This is a genomic window from Pseudomonas sp. St290, from assembly GCF_018325805.1.
Lineage (GTDB): Bacteria > Pseudomonadota > Gammaproteobacteria > Pseudomonadales > Pseudomonadaceae > Aquipseudomonas > Aquipseudomonas bijieensis.
Map to the genome: position 1 here is coordinate 1150351 of NZ_AP014703.1, position 18233 is coordinate 1168583.

The following is an 18233-nucleotide window of genomic DNA, read 5'->3' on the forward strand; positions in this document are numbered from 1 at the left end:
GGGCCAAGGCAGGAATGAACATGTCGACTGCATCCTTTTCAATCTGGAGCACCCGGGCCGCTTCGGCGACCCGGCGCGGCGGCTCGGTGGCGGTGACGCTGCTGGGGTTGCTGCTGCTGACCTTTTTCATCGGGCGAGTGATGCCGCTGGACCCGGTGCTGGCCATCGTCGGCCCGGACGCCGACGCCTCGGCCTATGCCCAGGTGTACCAGGAACTGGGCCTGGATAAACCGTTGTGGACCCAGTTCGCGATCTATTTAGGCGACCTGCTGCACGGTGACTTCGGCATGGCCTTGCTGACCGGCAACCCGGTCATCACCGACATTGCCCGAGTCTTCCCGGCCACCTTGGAACTGGCCACCCTGGCGATTCTGTTCGGTGTGCTGGCGGGCCTGCCGCTGGGTGTCTACGCCGCGACCCACCAAGGCCGCACCGGGGACCATATCGCGCGACTGATCACGCTGTTCGGTTATTCCACGCCGATTTTCTGGATCGGCATGATGGCTTTCCTGGTGTTCTACGCCTGGTTGGGTTGGGCCGGTGGCGTCGGGCGCATTGGCCTGGCCTATGACGGGCTGATCCCGAAACACACCGGGCTGTTGTTGATCGACACCGCCTGGTCCGGCGACTGGGAGGCCTTTCGTAGTGCGTTACGGCACATCCTGCTGCCAGCGGTGATCCTCAGTTTCAACTCGGTGGCCTACATCAGCCGCATGACCCGCAGCTTCATGCTCGAGCAACTGTCCCAGGAGTACATCATCACCGCCCGGGTCAAGGGTTTGTCCCAGCGGCGCATTGTCTGGGGTCACGCCTTCGGCAACATCCGCGTGCAGCTGTTGACCATCGTCGCGCTGGCCTACGGCGGTCTGCTGGAGGGCGCGGTGTTGATCGAAACCGTGTTTGCCTGGCCGGGCTTCGGCCAGTACCTGACCAGCAGTTTGCTGCTCGGTGACATGAACGCGGTGATGGCTTGCGTGCTGCTGATCGGCCTCATCTTCGTGACGCTGAACCTGATCAGCGACGCGCTGTACAAGATCTTCGACCCGAGGACTCGCTAATGAACCTGCCCCTGGCTTCCAGCGCACCCGGCGCCGCCGCGCTGCCCGCTTCCAGTACCGCAGCGATGGCCGCCAGCACCCTGCGTCTGCTGCGTTTTTTGCTGCGCAACCCGATGACCTTCGCTGGCCTGGTCGTGGTCTCGACCCTGATGCTGGTCGCGGCTTTCGCGCCCTGGATCGCCGGCCACGATCCGCTGTTGCAGAACCTCGCCGGCGCGTTGCAGGCACCGAGCAGCGCGCACTGGTTCGGCACTGACGAATACGGTCGCGATGTCTTCGCCCGGCTGGTGTATGGCTCGCGCATCACGCTGTACATCGTCTTGCTGGTGACGGTGATCGTCGGCCCCATCGGCCTGTTGGTCGGCACAGTGTCCGGCTACTTCGGCGGTTGGGTCGACAGCCTGTTCATGCGCATCACCGACATCTTCATCTCGTTCCCCAGCCTGGTCCTGGCGTTGGCCTTCATCGCCGCCCTCGGCCCAGGCCTGGAGCATGCGGTGATCGCCATCGCGCTGACGGCCTGGCCGCCGATTGCCCGGCTCGCCCGTGCCGAAACCCTGCCGCTGCGCAACGCTGACTTCGTCGTCGCGGTACAGCTACAGGGCGCATCGAGTACCCGGGTCATCCTGCGTCACATCATCCCGATGTGCCTGTCGTCGGTGATCATCCGCCTGACCATGAACATGGCGAGCATCATCCTCACCGCCGCCGCCCTGGGTTTTCTCGGCCTCGGCGCCCAGGCACCGTTGCCGGAGTGGGGCGCGATGATTTCCACCGGGCGGCGCTACATGCTCGAAAGCTGGTGGCTGGTGGCGGCGCCCGGTGCGGCGATCATGCTGGTCAGCCTGGCCTTCAACCTGTTGGGCGACGGCTTGCGCGACGTCCTCGACCCCCGCAGCCAATCCTGAGGAGCAGCCCCATGACTGAGATAAAACTTGCGGTACAGGATTTGTGCGTGGAATTCCGCAACGCCGGCAAAACCTCCCTGGCCGTGCGTGACGTGTCGTTCACCCTGGGCCGGGAGAAACTCGCCATCGTCGGCGAATCCGGCTCGGGCAAATCCACCGTCGGCCGCAGCCTTTTGCGTCTGCATCCACCGACGGCGCGGGTCACCGCCAAGACATTGCGCTTCGCCGATATCGACCTGTTGGCCGCCAGCGAAAAGCAGATCCAGGCGATTCGCGGTGCGCGCATGTCAATGATCATGCAAGACCCCAAGTACTCGCTGAACCCGGTGGTGCGGGTCGGCGAACAAATCGCCGAGGCCTATCTGGCCCATCACAAAGTGCCCCATCGCGAGGCCCGCGAACGCGCCCTGGACATGCTCGCCAAGGTGCACATTCGCGACCCCCGGCGGGTCTATGACCTGTACCCCCATGAAGTCTCGGGCGGCATGGGCCAGCGGATCATGATCGCCATGATGGTGATCACCGATCCCCAGGTGATCATCGCCGACGAACCCACCTCGGCCCTGGACGTGTCGGTGCGCCGGCAGGTGCTCAACGTGCTGGAAGAGTTGGTCAGCGAGCGGGACCTGGGGCTGATTTTCATCAGTCACGATTTGAATCTGGTGCGGCATTTCTGTGACCGCGTGCTGGTGATGTACGCCGGTCGCGTGGTCGAGTCCATTGCCGCCGCCAACCTGGACCAAGCCGTCCATCCCTACACCCAAGGTCTGTTGGCCGCATTGCCGAGCCTGGACCATCCGCGCGCCACGCTGCCGGTGCTGCAGCGCGACCCACTCTGGTTGAACGTTTGAGGAGCCTGTCATGAGCATGATTGAAATCACCGGCCTGAACCTCAGTTTTGGCACGGGCGCGGCACTGAACGCGGTATTGCACGACGTTGATTTGAGCGTGGCCGAAGGCGAGGCATTTGGTCTGGTGGGGGAGTCCGGTTCGGGCAAGACCACCGTGCTGCGTTGCCTGGCCGGGCAGTACCAGCACTGGAGCGGGCAACTGCGGGTCGCCGGCCAAGCGGTGACTCGCAATTTGCCACTGAACCACTACCGCACCGTGCAGATGGTGTTCCAGGACCCGTATGCCTCGTTGCACCCGCGCTACACCGTCGATGCCGCGCTGCAAGAACCGCTGCGCATCCATGGCATCGATGGGCGTGCACAGAAAGTCAGCGAGATTCTGCGCAAGGTCGGTTTGAACGACAGTTTCCGCTTCCGCTACCCGCACCAGTTGTCCGGTGGCCAGCGCCAACGGGTGGCGATAGCCCGGGCGCTGATCCTGCGTCCCCGGGTGCTGTTGCTGGACGAACCGACTTCGGCGCTGGACGTCTCGGTGCAGGCGGAAATCCTCAACCTGCTGGCCGACTTGCGCCGCCAGGAAGGGCTGACCTACCTCATGGTCACCCATGACCTGGCAGTGGTGGCGCATTTGTGTGATCGGCTGGCGGTGATGCAGCAGGGCAGGGTGGTGGAGACGCTCGACAGTCAGCTCCTGGCGAGCGATGGCGCCGCCCATGCGTACACCCGTTTGCTGGTGCAAGCCAGTCGCGACATACAGCGAATACCTATCGCTGTCTGAAGTAAGGCGTTCGTTGCACTTGTTTTAACCCGCAGAAGACGTTGAACCGCAGGTTTCACTGCTGCGCACGCGCTCGCCTGTGATTTGGCGTTCAACCCAACTAATCATTCAACTAACAAGAATAAAAAACATGAAAAAGACACTCGTCGTGCTGTCCCTCGTTTCCTTGTTCACTTCAGTGGTTGCCGTGGCCGATACCGGTTACATCAACGTACGCCACCAGTATGCGGAACAAACCCGCATGCACGCCGACCGCGCCAAGTTCGGCATGCGGCTGGACAACGGCGTGGGGCTCGAAGGTGAACTCAAGTACAAGACCGCCGGTGATCGTGAAGACGTCGCCTTCGACAACACCGTCGGCAGCGGCCATGAATTCACCGTCAATTACCAGCACAAGCTCAATGACCGCTGGACGCTGACGCCCTCGTTCGCCATGGAAAGCGACGAGGAATCCACCACCTACAAGATGGGCATGCGCCTGGGCTACAAGATCACCAAGGAACTGAGCATTGCCGGACGCTACCGTTACGATTCATCCAAGCTCGACCGCGACAAGGTTGACCATGACGTACCGGACAACGGCCAGGACGACCAGAAGATCCATCGCTACGACGTGTACATCAACTATGCCAACCAGGGGCCGTGGGCGTATGAATATCAACTGACGTACTTCGATGCCAACTACATCCGTTATAACGGCGGCACTGACGACTATGAACAGAATGCCGTGGTCAAGTACAAGTGGGATAAGCGCTGGGCGCCGTTTTTCGAAGTGGGCGATATCAAGGTCAACTCGGTCGACAGTGATCGGCAGTTGCGGCTGCGAGTCGGCATTCAATACAACTTCTTCTAAGTAGTTGAAGCACTGAGATCAACTTGTGGGAGCGAGCTTGCTCGCGATAGCGTCGGATCAGCTGGCATCCATGTTGACTGACCCACTGCCATCGCGAGCAGGCTCGCTCCCACAGGATCAGTGAGCATTTATTCGTTGTAAAAAGCCTGGCGTTGCTGGGTTTCACACAGGCGCATGCGGCTATTGCTCAAATGCAGGTACATGGCCGCCCGCGCCGCATCGACATTGCCACTGGCGATGGCGTCGAAGATCTGCTGGTGTTCGGCGTTGATCCCTTGCAGGTAAGCGCTGCGATCACTTTGCCCGGAGTAGGCGGAGTTCATGCGCGTACGCGGGATCAGCTTGGTGCCCAGGTGCTTCATGATGTCGATCAGGTAGTAATTGCCGGCGGCCTTGGCGATTTTCAGGTGGAACTGGAAATCGGCATTGATGGTGGTACCGGACTTCTCCGGCCCTTGCAGCAGCGCCTCCAGCGCCTGGGCCAGTTCGGCCAGGGCTTCAGGCGTCGCGCGCTCGGCGGCCATGCCAGCGGCCTGCACTTCCAGGCTCAGGCGAAACTCCAGCAGGTTGAGCACATCCGACAACGTGGCAATGGTCGCCGGCCCCAGGGTGAAGCCCTCCGGTGCCGGCATGTCCAGGACAAAGGTGCCGACGCCATGCCGCGTCTCCACCAGCCCCGCTGCCTGCAAGCGCGACAGCGCTTCGCGGACCACCGAACGACTGACGCCTTCGGCCTCCATGATGTGCACTTCGGTGGGGAGCTTTTCGCCGCGCTTGAGAACACCTTCACGCATGCGCTGGGCAAAGCGGTCGACCAGTGTTTCGGCGAGGCGGCGCGGCTTGTTCAGTGGAGATAACGCTTGATCCGTCATCGGCGTGCTCTAGTGTGATCAGCGGGCATTATAGTGAGTTTTAGCGCAAGGTCGCGGCTATAATGCCGCGATCGTCTGGCTTTAATGGATAGGTGCAATGGACCGTGTCACACCCGATCGACGCCTGAGCATGACTCAGCAATTGGTGGTCGACCTGACGCAGCAGATACTGGCCGGCGAGCTGCCCGCGGGCAGCAAGCTGCCGACCGAGCAGGTGATCATCAAGGAGCGCGGCGTCAGTCGGACAGTGGTGCGCGAAGCCATGTCGCGGCTGCAGGCCGAAGGCCTGGTCGAAACCCGTCACGGCATCGGCACCTTCGTGGTCGACACCGCCCGCCCCGGGGACTTCCAGGGCAGCAAACACGTCAAGGGCGGCGCCTACGACGCACTGGCCGTGATCGAACTGCGCCTGAGTCTGGAAGTGGAAGCGGCGGGCATTGCCGCACAACGTTCCACGCCGGAACAGCTGCAGGCGATGCGCGAAGCGCTGGATGCGGCGAATGCTCTTGAGGCGGCGGATGACGAAAGCACCCGGGTGGATTTCGAATTTCACTTGCAGATCGCCCAGTGCACCGGCAACAGCTTCTTCATCGACGCCATGGCCCATGTGGGCAATGCATTGATCGCGGTCGTGCAACAGGCCGGGCCTGCCGTCACGGTTGAGCATCGGGCGTTGGTGGTTCGCGAGCGTGAACAGATTTATGCCGCACTGGCGCGCCATGATGCCGAGGCGGCGAGGGCGTCGATGCGGTTGCATTTGATCAATATGCTGCAGCGGATTCGGGGTGCGGTTGAGTTGACGGCGCAATAACCCCCCATGGCTTTTCCCGATCCCCTGTGGGAGCGAGCCTGCTCGCGATGACGGCGGCGCATCCAACCAATCTGCTGACTGATTCACCGCCATCGCGAGCAAGCTCGCTCCCACAGTTTTTGATCGCCGGGTTCACAGATTTTGTGCCCTGCGGTTCCTGCCAAGTTGAAGCTCAAGGCTCCAGCGCCGGTCCCTTCAGCTCAATCTGATTACCATCCGGATCGAAGCAGTAGATCGACCAGCCCTTACCCTCCGCGCCATAGCGCATCTGCGCTTTCTCAACATTCAGGCCAACTGAGGCCAAATGAGCGAGGAGGGCTTGTTCATCGAACGGCTCGATGCGCAGGCAGAAGTGGTCGACATTTCTCCCTTGCTTGCCCGCCGCTGGCCCCCCCTCGCGACCAAGCGGCCCATCGACAGCCACCAGATCAATCATCGAAACACCGGTGCCAAGGTGGACCATGCCAAGATCGTCCCGGCGCTTCTTGAGCTCGCAACCGAGCACCGAGGTATAGAAAGCCAGGCTGCGCTCGATGTCTTTTACGCGCAGGACGATATGGTCGATGCGCTGGATCGTGAAGTTCCTCATACAGGCCTCATGTTCAGTGATGCCGCCAATGGGTTACTTCACCATAGCTGCCCATGCCGGAATGTCACCGCAGAACTTCGTCCCGTGCAGAGCAACCGCCGAACAGGCGATCGTGACGACGGGACATCCGGCATTCGGGGGCAGCGGTCTTGCTAGTTGCGGTTCCAGCACTCGGCAAACCGCGCGCATACCCCGTAACGCTCATCCATCTGCGCCATCCGCTCCAGGTGATGACCTACCGCTTCGCCCGTCACCCCATTCCCGATCCGGAAGTACTCCACCATCATTGCGACGTCCAGATCGATCTCGGCCTTTTCCGGCTTGGCATTGGTGCTTTTCGGCAATGCCCACTGTTCCAGTTGCTCGTCCTTCACCTGCCGCAGGCGCGTCTGGTATTCGTCCTTGAAGCGTTCCAGCGAGCGCGCCTTGTTCTGCGCCATGTCATCGCCAAACGTCTTCAGGTTTTCCCGGTACAGCGTCCAGTAGTCAGGCGGCAGGTCGAAGCCGAGCTTGGCCTTGCGTTCGCTGATCAGCGTGTCCAGTTTCTCTGGCGAATAGCTCTCGACTTTCTCCTTGGCCGGATCCGTCTTCACGGTGACGACCAGGCTTTTATCGATGACCCGGTTCATCAGCTCCAGGCGATGAGGCGTGTCCGGGTAAGTCTGGGGAAACAGCGCATTGCGGCCAGCACAGGCGGGGAAGTCTTTTTTCAGGATCGGGATCGGTGTGCGCACGTCCTTGCCGTCGACTCGTTGCAAGCGTTGCAACTGAGTCAGGCAGAAATTTTTCTCGGACTTGAACGTCACCTCGTATTCGGCATTGGCCTCGGGGGTAAAGTTGAAGCCCTTGCCGCACACGGCATAACCGCTGTTCATGTTGGTGCGCAGGTAAATCTGCTCACCGGGCTTGAGCTTGACCTCCAGGTAGCCCTTGGCATCCTTGGGCGCCGGAACGCTCATCCCCACCCGCCGCGCGGTATCGCTAAGCAGCAGATTGTTGAGAATACCCGTGGTTTGCCCGTCGCAATGGGCGGCATCGAAATAATCCAGCGTGGCGTTGCTGGTATTGGCAACGAACCGCAACTTGGCGGCGTCCGGTTCGATGGCATCGGGATAACTGCCATTGACGCTGCAACCGCCGAGCAATACAAACAACGCGGACAATGCTAGCAACGGGGCAGGATAGCGAGGCAGGGCGAGCATGGGGCATCCTTGAAGGATCGATAAAGTGGGCGAATGCTACTGAAGTGCCACTATCGCGTCCACCGCCGACCTCCTGTGGGAGCGAGCCTGCTCACGATGTCTCCACTTTTAGCCGCCACCAACGCCTGGACACGCCACCTCATGATGAAATGGTTCAAAACCCTCACTCGGACAGATGCCATTGCAACACTGGCCCTGATCGTCTCCATCGCCTCTGCCTACTTCAGCTACCAGCAATACCAGGACAGCGTCGCCAGCCGCAGAACGCCGATCATCATCCGGGTTGGCGCCGAACACAGCAAAGTGTCGTTCTACAAACCCTTCGCCGATTTCCCATTCGTACTCTTCAAGCAGCGCTACAAAATCATCCTCACCAACAACAGCTTCAACCCGGAAAGTGTCATCGACTGGCGAATATGGGAGCGCAGGGAAGATGGTGGCGGCGAGTACGCCGGTATGAAATTCAAGCTCCTCGACTCGACCGGAACACCCATTGCCTTGCCCTTCCTGATCGCCGCGAAAGAAAGCAAAGTGGTCTTCCTGGACGTCGGCCAGAAAGTCACGCCAGAGGCGTGGGCGGCGGTGGGCTCAAGTGTGAAGTTCGATAACGAGATGGACTGGTTCGAGGCCGACCGGATTTTTGCCGATGCAGGCTTCCCGCTGTTCGGGCAACTCACGCCCGGGGAGAGCTCCAGGTACCAGGACCTGCAAGTCAACCGCTGGTTGGCCGGGCCGGCCTATCAGGAGTTCCAGTTGAACTTCAGCAAGGCCGATGGCTACGAAGTGGCAGCGCAGTTGTCGTTGAATGTCAGTGATGCTTATCCACAGGGGGAGGCACAGCGATAGCCTGGTGGGCGAGTCGCTTTGAACAGGATTTGCGCACGCTATCAAGGTAGCTGATACCGTGCGAAAAACCTGAGCAAACGAGGCCGAAGGCTTCTCGAATGGCAGGGTGAAACACGCACTTGCTCGCCATAGCAGATTCACATCCAACCAATCTGCTGACTGATTCACCGCCATCGCGAGCAAGCTCGCTCCCACAAAAAGCGGCGAGGTCTTCTGGTGAAGACCTGCTGCACGTCTATCCTAGGTAGTCTTGAACCAGGCGCGGAATCGGCAACCGATCACCCATGGACTTCCATACCATGAAAAAACAAGAACAAGACAACCTTATCCAAACCCTGAAAACCCGCTTCGAACAGAACCCGAACCGTCACCCGGACATCCAGTGGGACGACGTCCAGACCCGGCTCGACAACCACCCCAATGCCCTGAAGTCCCTCCAGGCCATGGAAGCCACTGGCGGCGAGCCGGACGTGATCGGCCTCGACCCGAAGACCGGCGCCGTTACCTTCTGCGATTGCGCCAAGGAGAGCCCGACCGGTCGCCGCAGCCTGTGCTACGACCGCGCTGCCCTGGATGCGCGCAAGGAGAACAAACCCAAAGGCAGTGCCATCGAAATGGCCGAAGAGATGGGCATCGCCCTGCTGACGGAAGACCAATATCGAGCCCTGCAGAAGCTTGGCGAATTTGATGCGAAGACGTCCAGTTGGCTGGCAACCCCTCCAGAACTTCGCGCGCTCGATGGAGCGATTTTTGGCGATTACCGCTATGGTCGGGTGTTCATCTACCACAATGGCGTGCAGTCGTATTATGCGGCGCGCGGGTTTCGTGGCGTGCTGCGTATTTGAGCCAATGAATTGTGGCGAAGGGATTTATTCCCGTTGATCTGCGAAGCAGCCCCAAACCCATCAGCACGGACGCGCCAGGAAAAACAGTTGGCAGGTTTTACGACTGCTGCGCAGCCGAGCGAGAGCAAGCTCTGGCCACAATGGTTCGGCGTTAGCGAGTGATTCATCAGGTGGTTTACGTCATAGGTGGCTCTGTGTTTTTATACGTGCAGGCACAAGTAGCCTCCCTGCTGCGATGGGAAATACGAAAAATCTAAGTGAACTTACCCACTTATTTAGCCACTGCAAGCAGCATGCTAGTCGAAGCACGTCTTTGATTTGGCTAAAGGAGTGAGCTATGTCCCGTTCAAGTGCTGCTGAGTGTGTCGACGACCTTAAAGGATTGGCTCGAGTCTCGGTCATTGGCGAATACACGTATTGCCAGCGATTGACCCACATCTGCAAAGAGTTCGGTTTCAATAATTTCCATCACTTTCGCAAAGTCTTAGAACATCTTCCCGAAGACCTGATAGGCAATATCAGCACCACGCTGATGCGTCGGTATTGCGAGGTGGCTCAACCCAAGCCAGACGTCGCTTACTATGAATTCCTCTCGATCAACAACGACACTCGGCTAAGGTTTTATAGCCAATGGGCGGGCTGGGACAAATTTGGACAGGAAGTCCGGGTGCCCAGGTCGTTGCATGGCGAGTCGGCTCCCCGTCTACGCAAGTCGCTTAATAAAACCGTCTTTATCGTAGAAACCGATCGCCAGTTAATCGCATGGCGCCATCGCTGGCACGGACTGTGTTACATCTCTGCTGAGCTCTGCAAGGAGCACATGAAAGAAGCTTTTGAGCGAAAAAAAGCAGTCGTGGCAGGTGCCCGCAATGAGGAGTTTCCTCTGCTGGACGACTTTAGCGATAACTATGCGACGTGGTATCCGGTCATAGAGTAACGTCAGCTGGAAAGGGCTCTCAGGAGCCCTTTCTTGTTTTTTTCGCACGCAGCAAAAATGCGTCACTCAAAAACCAGGATCTCACACCCCTTGGCTTCAACCATCTCGTCAAACACCGGCAACCGCGCCACAAACCCGGTTTCAAACGCCAGGTACCGATCCTGTGCCGCCACATAACGAACATCCGGCTTGATCCGCGGCATGTCCTTTGAGGTCAGTTTCACCACTTCATTGCTGTTTTGATTCCAAAACCACGCCAGCGTCTGTGTGCCAAAGGTATTGGCGCGATAACTCCACACCCACCAATCCCCATGCCCCCGGGCCACATGCAGCTGCCCATGAAACGTGCGCAAGGTGATGACCTGCTTGGGCTGGGTGACGAGCAGGCGTGTGTCCTGGCGCAGTTCACTGCCGAAACCGTCCAGCGCCGCCTTGGTCTTGGCGCCGGTGATGAAGTTGAAGCGCCACGCCAACAGCACCGTCTCCTGATAACCCGAATGCTCGACGTTCTGCCGTGCGCCTTCGCTGAACAGCAGAATCTCGTCACCCCCCAGGTACGCGGTTGATGCCCGCAGCTTGTAGGCGTCGGCGGGCATTGGTTGGGCGGCGATGGTTTGGTGCGGCGGGTCTTGATGCCAAATCCAGCACTTGGGGCCGTTGTGCTGCATGAACAGCAAGCGGCGAGGGCCGATGGGCAGGATGGTCAGGTCATCGGTGTCCTCGAAAATCACCTCGCTGCTGTCCGCCGTGATCCGCCAGATCCGCGTCAGATGCTCGGGTTCGTAAATGCGCTGACGCTCGAATACCTCGGCACCCACCACCACGCAGGGCTCTTCAAAGCCTGGCCATTGCACGTCGGCAGGTCCGAACACCGCAATGTCATCGCCCTGACGGATCTCGTATTGGTACCGGTCATCTGCGCTGTAATCACCGCGCTTGACCTGGCGTCGCCACAGCGTTCGCTGGGCATTGGCATCGATGAGCGTCAGGTCAGCACCATCAACCCCATCGGTTCGATGCTCGAGCATGTCCTGCTCGGTGGGCGGCCATGGGTTGTAATCGATCAAGAAGCACAGCCACTGGTCTTCGTCCTGCTCGGTAATCGCGGCCCAACCGTTGCGGTAGTTGTATTCATGCACATAGGTGGCGCCGGGATAGTCATGGACTTCCTGCAGCCACTTCACCTTGCTGCGCTTGGGTTTGGCCGGTTTGCGTGCGACAGGGGCGGGTTTCTGCGGCTCGATCAAACTCGCGGTGAACCTCGGCTCGCCGCGCTGGCCCTGCCAGCGCTGGGCGAACGCCTCGCGCTGACCGACCGGGACAATCACCGGCCGGTAATCATCGCCACCGGCATCCAGGTTCCACAAGTCATAACCCTGACCCGCCAACACGGGTGCCAACGCCTCGAAACAGACCTCGGGCATCTCGTTGGACAGCTCATCCAACAACGCTTCGAACCCTGGGCCGGTAAACACATCGATGTCGGGATAGTAATGCTGCAACAACCCGAGCAACTCGCCGCCCGGTGTTTTCCAATCGATATGAACCAACGGGTCAAATGGCGATTGCATCACGGCTGTCTTCCTTGTGATTGTGTTTGCGGTGCCCGGCCAATGGGTTTGTGGCTAAACAACGCGTGCAACGCTGTTGCGACCAATACGGCCTTGCGCGGCCAACGCTCGGAGTCGCTCTGTAAGCGCTGCTCGCTCGGCCTTGGGCGTGACCGGATCGACCATCTGATATTGACGATCGCACCATAGGTTCAGTTGACGAAGCCAAAATGCTTGCATCGTTGGTTCCGCGTCCAGCCGAGCCAACAGGTACTCAGCCTGCTGCCATAGCGGTCGCAACCGGAAAATCGCGTCTCGGCGTTTTGGTGAAAGGTCATGCCAATCTCGATCCAGCTTGGCGTCTACCCCAGCTTTCACTAAAGACCAGGGATGTTTGTTCAAGCGCGCGATTGCTGCGGCAAAAACGTTGTCCGACGGGTCATCAAGCGCCCTGAGCAGTTCCGGCAGCAGGCTATCGGATACGGTGCTGACAGCGGCATGCCTCACCGTTGAATAGGGGCAACGCAGCGCTTCTTTTTGCCACTGCGCTTCCAGCTCGATGTTGAGCTCCGCTGCAAGGCCAAGCACACCAAGCCAGTCCCGCTTTCTGATGGGCATCTCCTGTTTCAGTCGGTCAGCCAGGATCGTCGCCGCATCGACATTGCTGTTTGGCGCAGCCCAACGCGCGAGGCTACGAATCGAGGGTGATGCGTCAAGCAAGGCCTCACACACAACAGGCCGCGGATCATCAAGCAGAGGAAGCAGCGCGCGCAGCACGCAAACGCGAAACTTGGCACCGGGCTGAGACAGGGCTTCAAGCAGCAAAAGCCGAGCATGGGCGCCCGGCATTTGCTGACAGGCAGAAACGGCCATCAACTTTACGGTCACTTCACGATGGGCGAGTGCACTGCGTAGCAGTGCTTGCGGGGCAGGATCATTTTCGAGCAAAAGTTCGAACAAATAGCGGGCAGCTTTACCCTGTCGTGTCAGGAAATTCGCGTGGACTGTCTGTCGGATAACAGGCGACTGTAAAACAGCACGAGCGGCTTGCAGGGGCTTGCCGTGATCAGCTCTACGACGCGCGGCCAAAGCCAAGAGGGGCTCCACCGCAAACAGCAATGCCTGGATGTGCTCGGGCGAAAGGTAATGCTCCAGCCCGGCAGTGGCTAAGTCGCGGATTTGCGGGACCCAGTCATTCAACCGCTCAATCAACGCGACCAACGCTTCAGGCGAGGGATGCCTGCACAGTTCCCTTACGGCGATTTCCCGGACGAAACCGTTGTAGTGATTGCTGAGCTCTGTCCACGTTGCGTGGGGCCCTGCCTGCGCGAGCGCTTCCAGCGCTTCGTTCTGCCGACGATCGGCCCAAGAGAGCACAGGCGTCTGCTTGTTCTTCAACCTGTCCAACCATGATCGTATTGCGCTCACGTTTCAGTCCTTTGCACGCCTTCATGCGAGTTTTTCTTATACCTCATTCCAGGGGCAAAATTCGCGTCGACCACGCCCCCAGACCAGCAACGCAACCCTGTGGTGATGGGATTCATCCACGCTGGGCTGCGCAGCAGCCCCAAACCCTCCAACACAACACACCAGAAAAATGGCGCCCAGGCTACCCCTCGTCTACCGTTGACGGAAACCGCCCCCCTGGAGAAAGCCCCCATGTTCACCTTCCCCCGAGCACACCAGAACAGAAGGTGGGAAGGCCAAGGCACTCTATTCGGCGGAGGGCTTCCCTGGTATGGCGGGGATAGCCTGGGCGTGTGCTTCGGTTTCAGTACACTCTGGGTCGATATCGGTGCGCCCTATGACTGTTTCGACGCGTTGCAGGCCAGAAAGGAGGCGATCGCTGATGCTCAGCAGGGGCTGACTGCCAATATGTTTCTCGGTGTGAGCATTGCGCTGGAGGACACTGCCGAGTCGATCATCGGGCGCGCTCCGAGCAGAGTAATGAGCTACGTCGGCGGGGTCGCCAGCCACATCATCCTCGACATCCTCCAGCGGTCCGGGGCCCATCACTTCATTATTTCGTTCTACTACGTCGATGGCCCGGAGGGCGGCGGTGGTCACGCCATCGCAGCGTCCTTTGACGACGGCCAGACGGGGCGACTCTTCGATCCCAACTACGGCGTCGGCGCCTATCAATCGCGAACCGACCTGTGCAACGACCTGCACGCGCTGTTGGCGAGCTACGTCGCTCCCGGCGGGCATGTGACCGAGAGCTACCTATTGGAGTTTGATCACGAGGATGAATTCGGGGCGTTCCAAGGAGCCGCAGCACCGCACTGATCGGCGATGAATTCAATTGACATCAATGGCCGGGGAACTCGGATCGATAGCAAACGGGTGAACTCGCGTCTGCCCGTTTCTCCACCTCATCCTCCAACCATTCAGCCAACACCACGGCATTGTTCTCGACCGTGGATTTGGCGGCATACACCAAGGTGAGGTTGCCGCCCTGTGCAACATCCACCAACCGCCACCAACACTGCGGCTGCGCGGCCAGTTCCTTGCGATAGGCGATTTTGAACTGCTCAAACGAAACCGTCCCCGCCTTGAACGCCTTGCGCAGCTCATGAGAAGGACCAACCTCCGGTAGCCACTCGGCAATAGCCAGCGCATCCTTGCGACAATTGCGCGGCCACAAACGGTCCACCAGGACGCGTACGCCATCTTCGGCGCTCGCTGTTTCATAGGCGCGTTTGCACTGAATCATCAAAAACCTGCCTGTCGAAGGGGAAGCGTTTCAGCATAGGCCGCCAGCGGTGGGGCGGTCAGGGGCATCCAGCGTCTTCAAGTCTTTGCCGGACCTGCCGCTATCGGTATAACGATTTTCAGCGATCCATCGATTGGTTTTGCAAAACCTTTGCTTTGCGGCAATTAATTGGCAAACGCACGACAAGAGAGCGTAGCGCATGGACGACGGACGATACGAAAGGCAGGCGGCTACGGCTGAAGGCGCGGCGTCGGCCGAGCCGCCGCATATTCTGCTGATCGACGACGTCCCGGAGGATATCCGTGCGACGCTCGTCCTGCTCAAGGCGCAACCCTGGCGCATTTCCCTGGCCAGCGATGCCCACCAGGGCTATCAGCGGGCACTGGCATTGCGTCCGGACCTGATCGTGCTGGACGTGCACATGCCGCAAATGAACGGTTTCAGTCTGTGTCGGCTTCTGCGTGAGGCACCGTCGACCCGCCAGATTCCGATCCTGTTTCTGTCGTCGGCCAACAGCTCAATCGAGCGCCTGGAAGGGCTGACCGTCGGCGGGGTCGATTACATCCCCAAATCCTGCGCCCCCGAGGAAGTGCTGGCGCGTATCAAGATCCACCTGCAATTGACCTGGCGCGCGCCGCCACCCAGCCAACACAACCCGGCAGACCCGGAGCCGCAGGGCGACGAGATCGTGCTGCGGGTCGCGATGCGCTTGATTGACGAACACCTCGACGACATGCCTTCGCTGGTGCAACTGGCGCAAAAAGTCGGCACCCATGAGAAACGTCTCTCGCGGATATTTCGCGAACACCTGGGGCTGACCGTGTTCGCCTACATTCGCGACGCGCGATTGCGGCGCGGCCAGGCGTTGCTGTCCGAAAGCGCCCTGAGCGTGCAGGACGTTGCCGATCTGGTGGGCTTTCGCAATGCCTGCAACTTCACCACCGCCTTTCGCCAGCGCATCGGCATGACCCCCAGCCAGTTTCGCCAGCAAACCCTGGGCGTTGCCGATGCAGAGTCGGCCGGGCACGCCTGATGCGGCTTCTACAGGTGCTATTGCTGGCGATGGCGATGTTGTCCGCAGGCCTGTTACGCGCGGCGCCCGTGGATGTCTGCCAGGCTGACCACCTGGACCTGATGCCCGCCATAAACATTTTCGAAGACACCCAGGCCAGCTTGAGCCTGGAGCAAGTCGCTCAACTGCCCGATACGCAATTCAACGCTGCAACCGCGAGCTGGCCGACGCAAGGCTATAGCCGCTCGGCCTTCTGGTTGAAAGTGCAGCTCACCAACTCAAGCCCCGTGGCGTGTTCGCGCTTGCTGGTGGTCGGGGCGCCGCGCCTGGAGGATATCCGCGTCTACCAACCGGGGCGTGATGCTCATGCCGGAGTTGCCCATCCCTTGGCCGAATGGCCCCAGCCGACGGTACGTCAGCCGGCGTTTCCAGTCACGCTGGCGGCAGGGCGGAACGTCACGTTGTACGTCCGGGTGGCAAGCAATTTCCAGATGCTGCTGGAGCCGCAATTGTGGGCCGAACCGGCGCTGCTGCGCAGTCAGCAACGGACTTACCTGAGCGATGGGCTCACCTTGGGCATCGTCCTGCTGGTCGTCCCGTTCGGCCTCATTGTCGGCTGGATTCTCCGCTCCCGACTGCTTTCCGTGAATGCGGGGGCGGTACTGAGCTACATCCTGCTGACCTGCATCTTGAACGGCTACCTGATCTACTGGCCGGCGGCGCTCAGCTGGACACGCGAGCTGCTGGTCTGCACCAGCGCGATCGCGTTCGTTCTTTTCCTGGCCTACATGCGTGTGCTGCTACAGGTTTCCCGATTGCCCAAAGTCGTTGGCTGGAGCTATTGGATACCTTTGCTGGGCTGTGTCTTCGGCCGACTCTGGTGGCTGAAGGTCGATCCGGTCCAGGGCGCGCAGATAGTCCAGATATCCATGTTGAGTTTCTACGGTGCGCTGTTTGCCACGCTGTTCATGGCCTGGCGCGGGCGGCTCAGCTACAACTGGATGGCCTGGCTGGTACCCGGGCTGCTGCTTGCGCAATTGTCGATGCGGTATTTCTTCCCCCAGGAACAGTTGCTCTGGCAGTCGCCGCAAAGCAAATACAGCTTATCGTCCACGTTGCCGGGCGTGGCGTTGCTGGTGTGCACATTGATCATGGAAGTCAGCCGCAGCCGCAACCGGGAAAAACACGCCCTGTCCAGCCTCGAACAACAACGCCAGGCCGAGCACGAACGCCTGGAAAGCACCGTGGCACTGCGCACGGCGCAGTTGCGCGAATCCCTGGCGGCCCGCAGTGCGTTGATGGCCCGCATCAGCCATGACCTGCGCTCGCCGCTGGTGCGCATCATCGACTATGCGCGCCTGTTGCACGCCGGGCCCAACCGCGACTATCAGGCCACGATCGAGCGCAACGCCCGCCAGCAACTGGAGCTGATCGACGAGATGCTCGAATTTTCCCGTGGCGAGTTGGAGCAGATGCAACTGACCCTCGCCGCAGGCTATTTGTACGGTTTCCTGAAAGAGATCGCAGACGAGGCGGGCTTTCTTGCCGCGCGCCAGGGCAACACGTTCGAGGCGGTGTTGGCGGATGACCTGCCGCCGCTGGTGGAGGCCGATTTCAAACGCCTTCGACAGGTCCTCATGAACCTCCTGGCGAACGCGGCAAAATTCACCCGCAACGGCCAGATCCGTTTCGAAGTGAGCGCCTGCCCCGGGGCGGCTCCTGACACAGTGGAACTTCGCTTCAGTGTGATCGACACCGGAATCGGCATCGACCCGCAAGAGTTCGAACAACTGCTGCAACCGTTCCGTCGCGGTCGCAATGCGCAACGCTATGAAGGCAGCGGGCTGGGTTTGTCCATCGTCACCCAACTGCTGGAGCGCATGGACAGCCGCCTCGAACCCCAGGCCACCGGGCAGGGCAGCCACTTCAGTTTTCGTCTGCAACTGAATTGCGCCCAGGAACACGACCTGGAAAACGGTATCGTCGACAACAACGTCACGCCGTTCGATGGCCAGGGCAAGCATGTCCTGCTGGTGGACGACATCGAGCAGAACAGCGAATGGCTCTACGACCTGCTGGCCGGTTACGGTTTTGACGTGAGCATGGCGGCGAACGGCGAAGACGCCTTGGCCTGCCTGGCTGAACAGTCGGTCGACCTGCTGATCAGCGACCAGATGATGCCCGGCATGGACGGTTGGGAGCTGCTGCGCCACGTGCGCGAGCGTTGGGATCATCTGCCCGTGATGCTTTACTCAGCGGTCCCGCCACGCAGACCGGAGGGCTATCCGAAGGACCTCACCTTCGACGCAGTGCTGCTCAAGCCCGCCGACAGCCGCGAATTGCTGGCCTGCGTCAAGGCACTGGTCTGCCCGGACACAGTGCGTCGCGAAATGGCTCGGGAGTTCTAG

The 18233-nt window shown here is 60.1% G+C and carries 18 protein-coding genes; 12 read left to right on the plus strand and 6 right to left on the minus strand.

Annotated features, from left to right (window positions below; all coding sequences use genetic code 11):
- Positions 1–20: 20 nt before the first annotated feature.
- From PBDP_RS04855 to PBDP_RS04875, 5 genes are all read left to right on the plus strand, one after another.
- Entirely contained in the window at positions 21–1058 is a 1038-nt protein-coding gene (locus tag PBDP_RS04855) for an ABC transporter permease (RefSeq protein ID WP_212801893.1), read from the plus strand.
- A complete protein-coding gene (locus PBDP_RS04860; RefSeq protein WP_109753577.1) occupies positions 1058–1966 on the plus strand; it encodes an ABC transporter permease in 909 nt (302 codons plus the stop codon). Before PBDP_RS04855 ends, PBDP_RS04860 begins: the two co-directional genes overlap by 1 nt.
- A gap of 11 nt (positions 1967–1977) precedes the next feature.
- Positions 1978–2817, plus strand: coding sequence for an ABC transporter ATP-binding protein (locus PBDP_RS04865; RefSeq protein ID WP_109753578.1), 840 nt, complete (start codon positions 1978–1980; stop codon positions 2815–2817).
- 10 nt (positions 2818–2827) lie between these two features.
- Positions 2828–3595, plus strand: coding sequence for an ABC transporter ATP-binding protein (locus PBDP_RS04870; protein ID WP_116831494.1), 768 nt, complete (start codon positions 2828–2830; stop codon positions 3593–3595).
- Positions 3596–3725: 130 nt separating this feature from the next.
- Positions 3726–4448 (plus strand): oligogalacturonate-specific porin KdgM family protein, encoded by a 723-nt coding sequence (locus PBDP_RS04875; RefSeq protein WP_109753580.1) that lies wholly within the window; start codon positions 3726–3728, stop codon positions 4446–4448.
- 128 nt (positions 4449–4576) lie between these two features.
- On the opposite strand, the gene PBDP_RS04880 is transcribed toward PBDP_RS04875, so the two are convergent.
- A complete protein-coding gene (locus PBDP_RS04880; protein WP_109753581.1) occupies positions 4577–5320 on the minus strand; it encodes a FadR/GntR family transcriptional regulator in 744 nt (247 codons plus the stop codon).
- A 97-nt stretch (positions 5321–5417) separates the two neighbouring features.
- Between PBDP_RS04880 and PBDP_RS04885 the strand changes: the two genes are divergently transcribed.
- Positions 5418–6131, plus strand: coding sequence for a FadR/GntR family transcriptional regulator (locus PBDP_RS04885; RefSeq protein ID WP_109753582.1), 714 nt, complete (start codon positions 5418–5420; stop codon positions 6129–6131).
- A 172-nt stretch (positions 6132–6303) separates the two neighbouring features.
- Here the strand turns inward: PBDP_RS04885 and PBDP_RS04890 are convergent, their stop codons facing one another.
- Positions 6304–6720: a VOC family protein gene (locus PBDP_RS04890; RefSeq protein WP_212801894.1), complete on the minus strand. Its 417-nt coding sequence runs from the start codon at positions 6718–6720 to the stop codon at positions 6304–6306.
- Between the two features lie 152 nt (positions 6721–6872).
- Positions 6873–7922, minus strand: a complete 1050-nt coding sequence (locus PBDP_RS04895; RefSeq protein ID WP_212801895.1) for a hypothetical protein — start codon at positions 7920–7922, stop codon at positions 6873–6875.
- Positions 7923–8063: 141 nt separating this feature from the next.
- Here PBDP_RS04895 and PBDP_RS04900 point away from each other — a divergent pair, with 141 nt between their 5' ends.
- From PBDP_RS04900 to PBDP_RS04910, 3 genes are all read left to right on the plus strand, one after another.
- Positions 8064–8768, plus strand: a complete 705-nt coding sequence (locus PBDP_RS04900; RefSeq protein WP_212801896.1) for a hypothetical protein — start codon at positions 8064–8066, stop codon at positions 8766–8768.
- A 299-nt stretch (positions 8769–9067) separates the two neighbouring features.
- A complete protein-coding gene (locus tag PBDP_RS04905; protein WP_176689589.1) occupies positions 9068–9613 on the plus strand; it encodes a DUF4256 domain-containing protein in 546 nt (181 codons plus the stop codon).
- 337 nt (positions 9614–9950) lie between these two features.
- Entirely contained in the window at positions 9951–10550 is a 600-nt protein-coding gene (locus PBDP_RS04910) for a hypothetical protein (protein WP_109753590.1), read from the plus strand.
- A gap of 62 nt (positions 10551–10612) precedes the next feature.
- Here PBDP_RS04910 and PBDP_RS04915 read toward each other — a convergent pair whose 3' ends face one another.
- Together PBDP_RS04915 and PBDP_RS04920 are read right to left on the minus strand one after the other, a co-directional pair.
- The gene (locus tag PBDP_RS04915) at positions 10613–12121 is read right to left on the minus strand and encodes a hypothetical protein (RefSeq protein ID WP_212801897.1); all 1509 of its coding nucleotides are present in this window, start codon (positions 12119–12121) and stop codon (positions 10613–10615) included.
- Positions 12122–12175: 54 nt separating this feature from the next.
- Positions 12176–13498, minus strand: a complete 1323-nt coding sequence (locus tag PBDP_RS04920; RefSeq protein ID WP_249411838.1) for a HEAT repeat domain-containing protein — start codon at positions 13496–13498, stop codon at positions 12176–12178.
- Between the two features lie 261 nt (positions 13499–13759).
- On the opposite strand from PBDP_RS04920, the gene PBDP_RS04925 reads away from it, so the two are divergent.
- Entirely contained in the window at positions 13760–14386 is a 627-nt protein-coding gene (locus tag PBDP_RS04925) for a YopT-type cysteine protease domain-containing protein (protein ID WP_212801899.1), read from the plus strand.
- Positions 14387–14408: 22 nt separating this feature from the next.
- Here PBDP_RS04925 and PBDP_RS04930 read toward each other — a convergent pair whose 3' ends face one another.
- Positions 14409–14813 carry a DUF488 domain-containing protein gene (locus tag PBDP_RS04930; RefSeq protein ID WP_212801900.1) on the minus strand — a complete coding sequence of 135 codons (405 nt, stop codon included), beginning with the start codon at positions 14811–14813 and terminating at the stop codon, positions 14409–14411.
- Positions 14814–15012: 199 nt separating this feature from the next.
- On the opposite strand from PBDP_RS04930, the gene PBDP_RS04935 reads away from it, so the two are divergent.
- Together PBDP_RS04935 and PBDP_RS04940 are read left to right on the plus strand one after the other, a co-directional pair.
- Complete coding sequence (locus tag PBDP_RS04935; RefSeq protein WP_204334261.1) at positions 15013–15846, plus strand: response regulator transcription factor; 834 nt, start codon at positions 15013–15015, stop codon at positions 15844–15846.
- Positions 15846–18233 carry a hybrid sensor histidine kinase/response regulator gene (locus PBDP_RS04940; RefSeq protein WP_212801901.1) on the plus strand — a complete coding sequence of 796 codons (2388 nt, stop codon included), beginning with the start codon at positions 15846–15848 and terminating at the stop codon, positions 18231–18233. The genes PBDP_RS04935 and PBDP_RS04940 overlap by 1 nt, the downstream gene beginning before the upstream one ends.

Coding starts and splice junctions, on each gene's coding strand:
- PBDP_RS04915 (WP_212801897.1), bottom strand. CDS start 12,121: ATGCAATCGCCATTTGACCCGTTGGTTCATATCGATTGGAAAACACCG.
- PBDP_RS04860 (WP_109753577.1), top strand. CDS start 1,058: ATGAACCTGCCCCTGGCTTCCAGCGCACCCGGCGCCGCCGCGCTGCCC.
- PBDP_RS04895 (WP_212801895.1), bottom strand. CDS start 7,922: ATGCTCGCCCTGCCTCGCTATCCTGCCCCGTTGCTAGCATTGTCCGCG.
- PBDP_RS04870 (WP_116831494.1), top strand. CDS start 2,828: ATGAGCATGATTGAAATCACCGGCCTGAACCTCAGTTTTGGCACGGGC.
- PBDP_RS04855 (WP_212801893.1), top strand. CDS start 21: ATGTCGACTGCATCCTTTTCAATCTGGAGCACCCGGGCCGCTTCGGCG.
- PBDP_RS04905 (WP_176689589.1), top strand. CDS start 9,068: ATGAAAAAACAAGAACAAGACAACCTTATCCAAACCCTGAAAACCCGC.
- PBDP_RS04935 (WP_204334261.1), top strand. CDS start 15,013: ATGGACGACGGACGATACGAAAGGCAGGCGGCTACGGCTGAAGGCGCG.
- PBDP_RS04910 (WP_109753590.1), top strand. CDS start 9,951: ATGTCCCGTTCAAGTGCTGCTGAGTGTGTCGACGACCTTAAAGGATTG.
- PBDP_RS04880 (WP_109753581.1), bottom strand. CDS start 5,320: ATGACGGATCAAGCGTTATCTCCACTGAACAAGCCGCGCCGCCTCGCC.
- PBDP_RS04890 (WP_212801894.1), bottom strand. CDS start 6,720: ATGAGGAACTTCACGATCCAGCGCATCGACCATATCGTCCTGCGCGTA.
- PBDP_RS04900 (WP_212801896.1), top strand. CDS start 8,064: ATGATGAAATGGTTCAAAACCCTCACTCGGACAGATGCCATTGCAACA.
- PBDP_RS04865 (WP_109753578.1), top strand. CDS start 1,978: ATGACTGAGATAAAACTTGCGGTACAGGATTTGTGCGTGGAATTCCGC.
- PBDP_RS04925 (WP_212801899.1), top strand. CDS start 13,760: ATGTTCACCTTCCCCCGAGCACACCAGAACAGAAGGTGGGAAGGCCAA.
- PBDP_RS04885 (WP_109753582.1), top strand. CDS start 5,418: ATGGACCGTGTCACACCCGATCGACGCCTGAGCATGACTCAGCAATTG.
- PBDP_RS04875 (WP_109753580.1), top strand. CDS start 3,726: ATGAAAAAGACACTCGTCGTGCTGTCCCTCGTTTCCTTGTTCACTTCA.
- PBDP_RS04940 (WP_212801901.1), top strand. CDS start 15,846: ATGCGGCTTCTACAGGTGCTATTGCTGGCGATGGCGATGTTGTCCGCA.
- PBDP_RS04930 (WP_212801900.1), bottom strand. CDS start 14,813: ATGATTCAGTGCAAACGCGCCTATGAAACAGCGAGCGCCGAAGATGGC.